Annotated in this window: 16 protein-coding genes and 1 pseudogene; 8 read left to right on the top strand and 9 right to left on the bottom strand. The window is 39.6% G+C overall.

Annotated features, from left to right (window positions below):
- Nucleotides 1-5: 5 nt before the first annotated feature.
- Entirely contained in the window at nucleotides 6-206 is a 201-nt protein-coding gene (locus V7K40_RS07680; RefSeq protein ID WP_334958249.1) for a hypothetical protein, read from the top strand.
- Between the two features lie 168 nt (nucleotides 207-374).
- Here V7K40_RS07680 and V7K40_RS07675 read toward each other — a convergent pair whose 3' ends face one another.
- From V7K40_RS07675 to V7K40_RS07660, 4 genes are all read right to left on the bottom strand, one after another.
- Nucleotides 375-1,214, bottom strand: a complete 840-nt coding sequence (locus V7K40_RS07675; RefSeq protein WP_334958247.1) for a NifU family protein — start codon at nucleotides 1,212-1,214, stop codon at nucleotides 375-377.
- 41 nt (nucleotides 1,215-1,255) lie between these two features.
- Entirely contained in the window at nucleotides 1,256-1,480 is a 225-nt protein-coding gene (locus tag V7K40_RS07670) for a hypothetical protein (RefSeq protein WP_334958245.1), read from the bottom strand.
- An 8-nt stretch (nucleotides 1,481-1,488) separates the two neighbouring features.
- Entirely contained in the window at nucleotides 1,489-1,755 is a 267-nt protein-coding gene (locus V7K40_RS07665) for a hypothetical protein (protein ID WP_334958243.1), read from the bottom strand.
- Nucleotides 1,756-1,824: 69 nt separating this feature from the next.
- The gene (locus tag V7K40_RS07660) at nucleotides 1,825-2,793 is read right to left on the bottom strand and encodes a hypothetical protein (protein ID WP_334958241.1); all 969 of its coding nucleotides are present in this window, start codon (nucleotides 2,791-2,793) and stop codon (nucleotides 1,825-1,827) included.
- Nucleotides 2,794-3,235: 442 nt separating this feature from the next.
- Between V7K40_RS07660 and V7K40_RS07655 the strand changes: the two are divergent.
- The 3 genes and pseudogenes from V7K40_RS07655 (at nucleotide 3,236) to V7K40_RS07645 (ending at nucleotide 7,059) form a co-directional block, all read left to right on the top strand.
- A pseudogene (locus V7K40_RS07655) lies at nucleotides 3,236-4,027 on the top strand (Rpn family recombination-promoting nuclease/putative transposase).
- A 410-nt stretch (nucleotides 4,028-4,437) separates the two neighbouring features.
- Entirely contained in the window at nucleotides 4,438-5,400 is a 963-nt protein-coding gene (locus V7K40_RS07650) for a hydrogenase small subunit (protein ID WP_334958238.1), read from the top strand.
- A gap of 63 nt (nucleotides 5,401-5,463) precedes the next feature.
- Nucleotides 5,464-7,059 (top strand): nickel-dependent hydrogenase large subunit, encoded by a 1,596-nt coding sequence (locus V7K40_RS07645; protein ID WP_334958236.1) that lies wholly within the window; start codon nucleotides 5,464-5,466, stop codon nucleotides 7,057-7,059.
- Nucleotides 7,060-7,315: 256 nt separating this feature from the next.
- Here V7K40_RS07645 and V7K40_RS07640 read toward each other — a convergent pair whose 3' ends face one another.
- From V7K40_RS07640 to V7K40_RS07625, 4 genes are all read right to left on the bottom strand, one after another.
- The gene (locus V7K40_RS07640; protein ID WP_334958234.1) at nucleotides 7,316-8,221 is read right to left on the bottom strand and encodes a hypothetical protein; all 906 of its coding nucleotides are present in this window, start codon (nucleotides 8,219-8,221) and stop codon (nucleotides 7,316-7,318) included.
- Between the two features lies 1 nt (nucleotide 8,222).
- Entirely contained in the window at nucleotides 8,223-8,498 is a 276-nt protein-coding gene (locus V7K40_RS07635; RefSeq protein ID WP_334958232.1) for a BrnA antitoxin family protein, read from the bottom strand.
- The gene (locus V7K40_RS07630; protein WP_334958230.1) at nucleotides 8,461-8,736 is read right to left on the bottom strand and encodes a BrnT family toxin; all 276 of its coding nucleotides are present in this window, start codon (nucleotides 8,734-8,736) and stop codon (nucleotides 8,461-8,463) included. Before V7K40_RS07630 ends, V7K40_RS07635 begins: the two co-directional genes overlap by 38 nt.
- Nucleotides 8,737-8,853: 117 nt before the next feature.
- Nucleotides 8,854-9,036 (bottom strand): type II toxin-antitoxin system HicB family antitoxin, encoded by a 183-nt coding sequence (locus V7K40_RS07625; protein WP_334958480.1) that lies wholly within the window; start codon nucleotides 9,034-9,036, stop codon nucleotides 8,854-8,856.
- Nucleotides 9,037-9,346: 310 nt separating this feature from the next.
- On the opposite strand from V7K40_RS07625, the gene V7K40_RS07620 reads away from it, so the two are divergent.
- Nucleotides 9,347-9,769 (top strand): hypothetical protein, encoded by a 423-nt coding sequence (locus V7K40_RS07620; RefSeq protein ID WP_334958228.1) that lies wholly within the window; start codon nucleotides 9,347-9,349, stop codon nucleotides 9,767-9,769.
- An 85-nt stretch (nucleotides 9,770-9,854) separates the two neighbouring features.
- On the opposite strand, the gene V7K40_RS07615 is transcribed toward V7K40_RS07620, so the two are convergent.
- Entirely contained in the window at nucleotides 9,855-10,205 is a 351-nt protein-coding gene (locus V7K40_RS07615) for a hypothetical protein (protein ID WP_334958226.1), read from the bottom strand.
- Between the two features lie 587 nt (nucleotides 10,206-10,792).
- Here V7K40_RS07615 and V7K40_RS07610 point away from each other — a divergent pair.
- From V7K40_RS07610 to V7K40_RS07600, 3 genes are read left to right on the top strand one after another with little or no spacing between them, the layout of a single operon-like run.
- Nucleotides 10,793-11,017, top strand: coding sequence for a DUF433 domain-containing protein (locus V7K40_RS07610; protein WP_334826785.1), 225 nt, complete (start codon nucleotides 10,793-10,795; stop codon nucleotides 11,015-11,017).
- Between the two features lie 2 nt (nucleotides 11,018-11,019).
- Nucleotides 11,020-11,376 (top strand): DUF5615 family PIN-like protein, encoded by a 357-nt coding sequence (locus V7K40_RS07605; RefSeq protein ID WP_334958224.1) that lies wholly within the window; start codon nucleotides 11,020-11,022, stop codon nucleotides 11,374-11,376.
- A gap of 15 nt (nucleotides 11,377-11,391) precedes the next feature.
- Nucleotides 11,392-11,733 carry a XisI protein gene (locus V7K40_RS07600; protein WP_334958222.1) on the top strand — a complete coding sequence of 114 codons (342 nt, stop codon included), beginning with the start codon at nucleotides 11,392-11,394 and terminating at the stop codon, nucleotides 11,731-11,733.
- Nucleotides 11,734-11,742: the final 9 nt, after the last annotated feature.

Here is an 11,742-nt window from a genome sequence, read left to right as displayed (position 1 = left end):
CTGAAATGAGAAAGCAATCAAGCATTTTGAGAAAGCAATATGCCTTTTTGCTTGCTAAATCTACTGAAATGAGAAAGCAATCAGGCATTTTGAGAAAGCAATATGTCTTTTTGCTTGCGGAAAACACCAAAATGAGAAAGCAATCAGGCATTTTGAGAAAGCATTTAGCCATTTTGCTTTCTCAAAACACTAAAATGAATAACTAAATTACACAAATGAGAAACAATTCAGATATATTGAGAAAGAAATCTATCTTTTTACTTGCACAAAACACTAAAATGAATGCGCGAAGTACTGAAATTAAAAAGCAATATAGCCGTGATTTCCTAATCGTCAAGTATATTTGCTGAGATGTTAGCTTCGCATGATGATTTTTAGATTTTTACAAAAACCTTATCCTCCTTAATCTGTACTGGATACGACTGAAGCGAAACATCAGGTGCAGTTAAGCATTCACCTGTCTCTAACTTGTACTGGAATCCGTGGGAAGGACAGGTAATAATACCATTTTCAACCTTACCCTTTTCTAAGGGAGATCCTAAATGAGTGCAAGCATTACGGTAACATGTTACCGTAACACCTTGACGATGTAAAATTAGTGAATTACCAGCAAGTTGTACTGCCAATACACTAAATTCAGGAACTTGATCAATAGTTGCCACTTTGATCCAAGTAGAAGTTATTTTTGAAGAAAAGGGACTGATTAAACCAGAATTTGCGTTATTAACAGTAGGGTTGTTATTGACTGCAACTACTTTAGTAATTTCGGGACAATGGTTTTTGATTGCCTGTTCTACTCCCTGAGATAAAGTCAAAGTAGAAGCCGGACAACTGCTGCAAGTTCCTATTAATCTAACTTCTACTGTATCTGGTGGCTTAATTGCTATTAGTTCTACATCTCCATTATGGCTTTTTAAATCTGGGCGAATTTCTTCAAGGGCTATCTGAATGCGTTGTGCTAATGGTGGTTTTGGTGGTTTCACTAGTTCGTGATACAGTAGCACTGCATACACTACTTCATCAGCAACAGCATGACGTAAAGCTGACATTGATTCTTGTTTTAGACTTTTAATCAAACTAGTCAATGCAGTTTTGTGCAAAGCTTCAATTGCTCTTTTTAGACCCACTGCTACACACCGTTGGCTTTCATCCCACTCGGATATAATTGCTTCAAAGCGGTTAATTTCCTGAACTAATTCTTCAAGGTTGGTCATTGGTCATTCGGCATGGAGCATTATTATTCACAAAGGACAATTCACTTCATTTTGAAATCCTTGAGGAGATATGGCATAATCATGCCTGTCACTAAGCTAGATAATATTATTGGGAAGTAGAAGGGAATTGGGGCTTGTGCGAGTAACACTAATAGTAAGAAACCTACAGCAACACCAATAGTAGTTTGTTTGATAAAAAATATTGGGTCGCGTAGTAGCTTTCCTTTTAAAAATAACTTGACAGAAAACCACCCTATTTCTAACATTTTTTCTCCTAATAATTTGTCAAAAAATTTAAGGCAGCAAGCCCTAAGATAATGGCGGGAATTACACCGGCAGGAGCAAATAATGCACCAAGCATTGCTGAAAACTGATAGCCTATATCTTTTCCAGCTAACAGCATTCCACCAATTGCACCGCCGACCATAGACAAGGCTGTTGCTATGATTAGCCACACAAATTCTGTTGCTATATTCAGGTCACCATCTGCTAAACTTGTGAGAAAATTTATCACATTTGAATAGGTAAAAATATCTCTCATGCTGTTTTGTCCTCTTGATTAAAGTGAAGAGTGAATTAGGAATTAAATTAGAGCCATAACTTATAATTCCTAACCCTTCATTTCTGCTTCCACATCTTGTAGGGCTTGGGCTACTACCTCTGCTTGTTCCATTTGTTGATATTTTGTAAATATTTCTAAAGCGTCTTGATAGTAGATACGCGCTTGCAAAAGATTTTTAGGATTACCAGCTTCTGGTTTCTCCTGGTCATCTGGTAAGTTGAAGAGGGCGTTAGCTTTGTTAGAAATTGTGTTAGCGTACTCTAGAGGTGTATCTTTGGGATTACGCACTTTTAGCGCTTCGTCATAAGCTGCGATCGCCTTTAAATTATTCTCCACAGGATGGGAACTCACTAAATATTGCAAGGCGTTACCCAAATTGTTTTGCAACATCGCATATTCTCTGGGATGGTCAATCAAATTAATATGCTTCAGCGCCACCTCAAATGATTGCACTGCTAACCCTTGACGCAAGTATTCCCGTTCCGATGCTAAGGGCATGGAAAGGTAAGCAATCGCAATATTGTTATATAAAATCGCGTATTCTTGGGGGTAATCGTCCCAAGTAAATACCCGCAACGCTTCATGATAAGCTTGGATGCTGTCGGTTATCCGTGCCAAATTGAACGGTACAAGTGACTGCAACACCAGCCCAAAATTCATCTGCGTCTCTGCCACTTCCTCTGGCGTTGCTAATTGTTGTAAAATCGGTAGCGCTTCTTCATAACCTGCTTTCGCTTGCAGCAGCAGTTGGTACTCAGCATCCGGTATTGCCTGTAATGTCCCTGCCATGCCCACTTGGGCCCTGGCTTTCAGCAGGGGATATTCCTCACCACACATTTCATAGGCTCGGTAATATAACCCAACTGCATTTCGCAAGTCTTGGGCAGCTTTGGGCTTTTTTTGAAAGCCCTGTGCTATCTCGATCAGCATCTGGATTTTTTCCTCTGTTGAGGCTGACTCCGATGCAACAGCTGCGATCGCAGCCTTCACCGCTGAATCTGTAATGCTAGGGGTCATAACTCTGCCGTACTCTAGCCAATTGGGAATTGAGTCTGTCAACGCCCACGAATGATCAAGACACGCTTTCGCATCTGATCACGGGCGATACTGATTTACGCAGGCTTCGAGTCCTTTAGGCGGAATTCCCCTTTTTTGTCTGAGGCTAGGATTAGGGACTAGGAACTAGGGAAGAAACTTAATCCCCTATAGCCAGTGTCCTATACCATGCTCAATAAAATACTATAAAACACCCTATTTCTAAAATTCTAGGGGGAAATTGCTAATATTAATGTCAGCTTTAAACACCTAATATTTTTAAAATATTTTTTGTATCATCACCTAACACAATTCAAATATTATTTATTGAATTGTTGACATATATATATTTTGTGTACTCCAAAGAGTCGCTACGGGATCGTCGAAGTGTAAAATATGTTCATCAACTGTAAAACTAGCTCCTTTGAAAACAGACAGTATCTTCTATCGCATCTTCCAAAGTATTCCCAGCACTTTCTTTGAACTGATTAACCAACCGCCGCAACTAGCTAGTGCTTACCAATTTTCTTCAGTAGAAGTCAAACAACTGGCGTTTAGAATCGATGGCGTCTTCCTGCCAAATGCAGCAGAACTACCCATCTATTTTGTCTAAGTCCAATTTCAACCAGACAAAAAACTCTACTCACGTTTGTTCACTGAAATCTTTAACTATCTCGACAAAACTGAATTAACCAACAATTGGCGTGGTGTTATTATCTTCTCTAACCACAGCGTTGATACTGGAGATACCGAAAGATATACAGAATTACTCAACTCACAACGATTGACTCGCGTCTATCTTGACGAATTAAGCTCAATTGAGGCATCATCAATCGGCATCGAGACAGTTAAACTGATCATCGAACCTGAATCAACAGCGACAACAAAAGCTCTAGAAATAGTCAACACTGCCCGACAGGAAATTCCAGATGTCGCTACTATTAGGGAAATTATACAATTGATAGAGACGATATTAATCTACAAGTTGCCGCAATTGAGCCAGGAGGAGATCGGAAAAATGTTTGGATCAAATGAGTTAAAGCAGACTAGATTTTACCAAGATGTTTTTGCAGAAGGTAGACAAGAAGGTAAACAAGAGGGTAAGTTAGAAACGATACCTCAGTTATTAGCGCTGGGGTTGAGTATTGAGCAGATAGCTCAAGCGTTAGGTTTGGACGAACAAGTTGTTAGACAAGCTGCACAACCAAAATCCTAAAACAATAAACTGCTAGGTCGGGGTACAAAACCTTGCGCCTCGATATTTTACTGTATTTGACTCAGTTATTGCATTAAAATCTGACGGCTTAAAATACTTATGACCTTACCCAGATTAGCAGTTAGGAATAATTTTTATTAATAACTCGAGAGTTTTAACTGCAATAAATTAATACCGTTTATTTGTGAAGCTTTTTTATTTGTTAAATGTGTTACATATCTAACATACATAAGACTTTAAAATAATCTTGATAGGATTTTAGTTATTGTTAATGATTAAATTTTTTAAGGAAAGTAAATTAAATAAAAAAATATCTTAGAATTGAAAAATAAATATTGATAACCAGGTGAGGTTTTACAAGCATTATCACCTACATCATGCATGTTAAACAATAGAAAAACACCTAGCTGATGACTAACGTACTATGGCTACAGGGTGGTGCTTGTTCAGGCAACACCATGTCATTTCTCAACGCCGAAGAACCGACAGTCTGCGATTTAATTGCCGACTTTGGCATCAACTTACTTTGGCATCCATCCTTGGGATTGGAAATAGGTAACAACTTGCAAACAATGCTGCGAGATTGCATTTCTGGCACAATTCCCCTAGATATCTTGGTATTTGAAGGCAGTGTTGTTAACGCCCCCAATGGCACAGGCGAATGGAATCGGTTTGCTGATCGCGCCATGAAAGATTGGTTAGCAGACCTCGCCAAAGTTGCTCATTTTATCGTCGCCGTGGGAGACTGTGCCACATGGGGAGGAATTCCCGCCATGTCACCCAACCCCACCGAGTCGGAAGGTTTGCAATTTCTCAAGCGTCAAGAAGGCGGCTTTTTAGGTAAAGACTTCTTGTCTAAAGCCGGATTACCTGTAATTAATATACCTGGATGTCCCTCCCATCCCGACTGGATTACGCAGATATTAGTTGCGATCGCTACTGGACGCATAGCAGACATTGCTTTCGACGAACTAAATCGTCCCCAAACCTTCTTCAACAGTTATACCCAAACAGGTTGTACCCGCAACGTCCACTTTGCCTACAAAGCATCAACCGCCGAATTTGGTCAGCGTAAAGGATGCCTATTTTATGACTTGGGTTGTCGCGGCCCCATGACCCATTCTTCCTGCAACCGCATCTTATGGAACCGCGTCTCTTCCAAAACTCGCGCCGGAATGCCTTGTTTAGGTTGCACAGAACCAGAATTTCCTTTCTTTGACCTCAAACCCGGAACCGTATTTAAAACCCAAACAGTGATGGGAGTTCCTAAAGAATTACCGCCAGGGGTGAACAAAAAAGACTACGCCTTACTCACAATGATTGCCAAAGATGCCGCACCACCTTGGGCAGAAGAAGACTTTTTTACAGTTTAGGGAATGGGGAATAGGGAATAGGTGAATTTTCCCCACTCCCCTTAACAATTAAAGGAGAAGCGAATGGGAATTCAATCATTAGACATTTCGCCCGTCGGTAGAGTTGAAGGCGATTTAGATGTCCGAGTTGACATTGAGAATGGGCGAGTAGTGAACGCCTGGACACATGCCGAACTTTTCCGAGGATTTGAAGTTATCCTCCGCGGTAAAGACCCCCAAGCCGGATTAATTGTCACACCTCGCATTTGCGGCATTTGCGGCGGTTCTCACCTGACTTGTGCATCTTGGGCATTAGATACAGCTTGGGAAACAGAAGTTCCTCGCAATGCAATTTTGGCGAGAAATCTCGGTCAAATTGTCGAAACAATCCAAAGCATCCCTCGCTATTTTTATGGTCTATTTGCCATTGACTTGACCAATAAAAAATACCGAAATAGCCGTTTCTATCAAGAAGCTGTGAGACGCTTTGCCGCCTTCACTGGCAAATCTTACGAACTAGGCATAACAATTTCTGCTAAACCCGTAGAAATTTATGCACTATTAGGCGGACAATGGCCCCATTCTAGCTACATGGTTCCCGGTGGGGTGATGTGCGCCCCCACTTTAACAGACATCACCCGCGCTTGGGCGATTCTAGAATATTTCCGCACCAATTGGTTAGAACCAGTATGGTTGGGTTGTTCTTTAGAACGCTATGAACAAATCGAGACATATGATGACTTCAGGGATTGGCTGGATGAAAACCGAAATCATCGAGATTCCGACTTAGGTTTTTATTGGCGCATGGGTTTAGATATCGGTCTAGATAGATATGGCGCTGGTGTTGGTAAATATGTTACTTGGGGATATTTAGCCCATGAAGATAAATACCAAAAGCCGACTATCGAAGGACGAAATGCGGCGATGATCATGAAAAGTGGAGTGTATGACAGCTTCACACACACTCACACCTTAATGGATCAATCATTTACCCGCGAGAATACAACTCACTCCTGGTACGATGAAGGGACAGCAGATATTCACCCTAGCGATCGCACCACTAAACCCACTGCAAATAATACAAAAGACTTCGATAACGCCTACTCTTGGTCGAGTGCAGTCCTGCACAAAGACTTCGGACGTTTGGAAGTTGGCCCCTTAGCGCGGCAATTAGTTGCAGGTGGCAAACATGGTGAATCTTGGCAGCACTACGACGGCTTTATCCTCGATGTATTCAAACGGATGGGTGGCGCTAGTATTCATGTGCGTCAGCTTGCACGACTTCACGAAATTGTCAAGTTATATCGCCAAGCCGAACACTGTTTACGCGAATTCAAATTAAACGACCCCTGGTATATCAAACCCAAAGAAAAAGATGGTCGCGGTTGGGGTGCAACAGAAGCAGCACGCGGTTCCTTGTCTCACTGGGTAGAAGTGGAGGGCGGTAAGATTAAGAATTACCAAGTCATTGCCCCAGGTACTTGGAATATTGGCCCTCGTGACGGTGAAGGAATCCGCGGCCCCATTGAAGAAGCTTTAATTGGCACACCCATTTACGATTCTAGCGACCCAGTGGAAGTTGGTCATGTGGCGCGATCGTTTGATTCTTGTTTAGTGTGTACAGTCCACGCCCATGATGCTAAGACTGGTGAAGAGTTGGCGCGTTTTCGGACTGCTTAGAAGATACTAATAGCTAATGGTTAATTATCATTTAGTTAGTCATTAGCTCATTATTATTAGATTTGCTGACATTACAGCAGATTGCAACTTGGTGAGGTACAGATGATTTTAAGAGCATAGCAGTGCTGTGCCCCTACCTGTGTACTTCATTTACCTGCAATCTGCTGTAACTTTCCTATTAGGCTGCGACTATATATACTGTTGAGCAAATCGATAAGCAGAATCTTGTGTAAATTACACTTATTTACTATACTTGCTAATACCCAGGAATTTGAAATTCCTCCTCCTCATTTATTGTGATTAAATCACGAGCTTTCTTGAACAAACTACCTCCTATATTTGTTTCAGTATTATTGGCTAAGTGAACAATATCTTCTTTATGAGAGTGTCGTAGAATTATCTTAACATCTCCTTTTTGCAATATTGAACTCTCTGAAAGCCTTATCTCTAAAGGTTCAGTTACTAAATTCGTATTAAGACTATGTTTACTTAGAGCTTGAGAAAAAAGTGGTAACATAACTTCTTTGTAAAGAAGATCATACTTAATGAATCCAAATGAGTTATTTTTTTCGATAAATATATTTGGCATTAGATCGCGCTCAGGATATACAAATCGGAATGCCTCAAAAATATCTAATGCAATAATTGAAGCTTGAACAACGTCTACCTGATTAGCTAGATAAGGTATAGAAGAAAAACTTGTCTTGTCAAATTGAACTTCTGAATTAAAGAATCTATCGTGAAAAACCTCATTTCTGAAAGTTTCAAATTCTTGTAATTTTTGGAATATTCCTGAGCGATAAAAAACTTGATTCTCAATTTCCAGTAGTTCAAAAACTGCTGTGAGACGACCGTTGATTTGTTTTCCTTTAAAGTTTTTGAAATCCTTATCTTTAAGAAAACAAGCAATTTTTAGCAATGTGCTTATAAACGCTTCAATAGCAAGAAACCAAAAACCAACTGCACTTATGGAAACATTTCCCTGATTAATTATACCTTTTGATTGCTCCAGTTGCTCAAGATTCTGACATGAAAAGTAGAAAGCTTTAATTGAATAGTAAGGATAGGTGATTAGGAGCATAGAAGATTCATCATTTCCCTTTTTAGGGAACCAAGCATAAATCTGACCGATGTTATCTTTTCTGAGGTCTTCCAATTTCATATTAGTGATGAGATTCCATATAAGCTCGAAGCAGACTATTAATTTGGCTTTGATAGCCGTGCCCTTGAGATTTGAACCATTCTAAAACATCATTATCAATACGTAAGGTAACTTGAGATTTGCTTTTAGCAGAGGGTAATCCCCGGCGAACCACCGCCTTGGTAAACAGTTCTGGTGTAATTTCTGGGCAGTCAGATAGGTCAATGTCTTCATCAGTCATGGCATCTAGGCGTTGCCAATCAGTCTGAGATTTGTTGGAAGTAGGTTCGTTGTTCATATTTGGTTGCTTTTCTTGCGGAAATAATGCGAATGCGATTCTCTCGTTCTGTGTGGACAATGGCAATAACTCGTCCTTGTAACAAGCCAAGGGTGATGAAGCGCTGCTCTTGGTAACTAAAGCGATCGTCTTCAACACTCACGATGTCTCCATCAAAAACCATCGGAACATTAACAAAATCAATTCCATGCTTACGAAGATTAGCAAGACGCTTGGTTTCATCCCACTCGAATTCCATTGCTAAATTGTAACTACAATTTGTCGTTATAGTTAGTCCCTAATACTTGATAATTGAGTGTAGACGCGTAGCGGCTAGACACACTTACAGCTTACTGGATTGGTCATCCACTGAGTGTCAACCCAAATCCTCATCCTCTAGAAGCATCTCAATAACTTCACGTAAATTTTCCTGCAATTCATCCAAGGTTTCACCTTGAGAATGCGCTCCAGGAAAGCCAGGGACATAGCCAACATAGAACTTAGTATCAGGATCTCTTTCAACGATCGCATTTGCTACTTCGGCGACTACATTTGCTATTTCAGCGACTACATTTGCTATTTCAGCGACTACATTTGCTATATCGGTGATCGCATTTGCTACTTCGGCGACTACATTTGCTATATCGGCGATCGCTCCATCAACTCTTTTAACCTAGTAAAAATGTCGCAATAAACTTTTTAACCGCTTTGGGGTCTTGCATCAATTGCTCATTGCCTCATGCCTAATTCCCAATGCCCAATGCCCTTTTATTCAAAACTCGTAGCGTAACACACTAAAACTTATAGAAACAGTGCGTTAGGCTTGCCTTAATTCACTTCAACAAAATAGAAATTTACAGGGTAAGCTTGTGTCTGATTTAGCGCTACACGAATATCTCCCTCGCGTTCCCGATGCAGGATTGCAAGAATACATAGAATGGTGTGTTTTAGAGCAAGCGAAAGCCGCAGAATGTAACTTTACTCCAGATAGAAGTAAGTTAGATAATTTGCCGCCAGCAGAGTACATCCCTAAACTTGTCGATCAGTTCATGAAAGTTAAACCAGACCCAATTAGAGCAGGTTTAGTAGCTGCGATCGCTGGTAAGGAAGCTGACAAACATGCTTTATCCGGTTTAGCGATCGCTGCCGATTTTGTATCCCTTTATGTCAAGTACTTAATCCCTAAAGAGGGAAGTACTAGAGAACAGGCTGATGAACTCTTGACTAAAGCATCGCAACATCAGTCTGAAAAACTTACTGAAATTGCCAAGAAACATGGTGTAGAGTTCTAGTTTACTGCTGATAACTTCTTCTTTTAAGAGGCTTTGTTCGTATCATGAATCAAAGCCTCTATATTAGTCTAATAGGTTAATCTAGCTAAATACCTCTATTTTTGCATTCTCGATCTATTTGCCAAGCTTTCTTACCTTTTAAGAAGTTTGCAGCAGATTCCACAGATAACCCCTCAAACAAAAATTGGTATGCTGCTAAAAGCTTAATTCGTTTTCCTATTCTAGGATAATTAGTTGTTTCAGCATATCGATCAGATTTTCTTTCTTCTGCAATCAGGCAAGCGGCGTAAGCGTGAAAAAAAACTTCCTCTACAAAAAGTTTCAATTTTAGTCTTGGTTCATTGGAAAGATGGGCAGATGACATTTTTGTGTCTGGAGATTTAGGAGATTTAAATGATGATAAATCTTCTGTTTGTCTATCTATTTGCTGAACCACATCTTTAATTGCTTGCCAGATTGTCTGTTTGTCTCTATAAGCTGAGAAGAATCTGATAAAATCTGTATCTTTAGGTGGGCGGTTATTTATAGTAATTATGTAATTATTTTGTTTACCGATTTTAAATTAAATCGTCGCTCTTCCGTCAAAATTATTTAAAACAATATTAATCATGAGTTTTTTTATAGTTAATTTGTTGAATTATTTATTTTTGGAATACCAAATATATCATAAGTATAAAAATTATTTTATTTAGAGAGGGAAATCGTATTTTAAAAGTAGTAAATTTACACTGGACAGGTCTTTTTATGATTTAAGTAAAGTAATACTAGCTTTCCAAGCAGAAGCATGAAGTACTAAGCTACTTGCTGACTTAGCGGCTGAGAGAACACTTGCAACGTAGCGTAACGCACCAAAACCTTGGGATGGTGCGTTATGCCTCTGGCTAACGCACTCTAGGTGTATTTCAAAAATTAAATATAAGTCCTATATCACGTTAAGTCTTAAAGTCTGCTTCACTACATTTATAGATGCAGCGCGACTTATTATTTTATAATTTAGGAAACATCTTATTAGTTTATAGTTATATGGACAGAATTGTAGTTAACTCTCACATTCATTTTGGTAAACCTTGCGTCGCAGGGACACGCATCACTGTACAAAGCATTCTTGAACTACTCAATGACGGGCTTTCATTTGAAGAAATTATCCGAGACTACTATCCAGACCTACAAATTGAAGATATTCGTGCCTGCCTACAATATGCGATCGCATTAGTGGCAGCTGAAGACATTCGCCTAGTATCTATTTGAGCATGAGATTCTTACTGGATCAAGATGTATATGCTGTGACAGCAAGATTTATAGTTGATGCTGGACATGACGTAGTTCTTGTTGCTCAGATTGGTCTTTCACAAGCAAGTGATGAAGAAATACTTAAGACAGCACAAGGACAAAATCGTATTCTCGTCACGCGAGATAGAGATTACGGAAATCTTGTTTTTGTTCAAGCAATGGGATCTGGAGTCATCTATCTCCGAATTCTTCCTACCACTGTTAATATAATTCACAATCAACTGGTAAAAGTTCTAGAAACTTACTCTGAAGCGGAATTAGTTCGAGCGTTTGTGGTTGTAGAACCGGATGGACACAGATTTAGGAAACCATCTTAGTAAGGGTTTTGCTACATGGATAAACTAAGTCACTACAGAAACATCATTAAAAATATTCTCATACAATACGATCGCCTCTGCAATAGCTCGCCTGATGACGATGTAGAGAGCCTTTTAGCACTCGATGATCAACGCGATCAATATCTATGGTTTCAGATTGGCTGGCAAAAAAATCGCCGAATTAAAGGCATTACTGTACATATTCGGATTAAAAATAACAAAATTTGGATTGAAGAAGATTGGACTGAAGAAGGTATCGCCACAGAATTATTAAACGCAGGGGTTCCTCAAAGTGATATTGTGTTAGCTTTTCATCCTCCAAGTAAACGCGCTTTAACTGAGTTTGCAACTGCTTAAACAATTAAA

The sequence above is a fragment of the Nostoc sp. genome (assembly GCF_036917195.1).
In the GTDB taxonomy this organism is placed as follows: Bacteria; Cyanobacteriota; Cyanobacteriia; order Cyanobacteriales; family Nostocaceae; genus Nostoc.
This window is presented reverse-complemented; position numbering and strand designations above follow the sequence as displayed.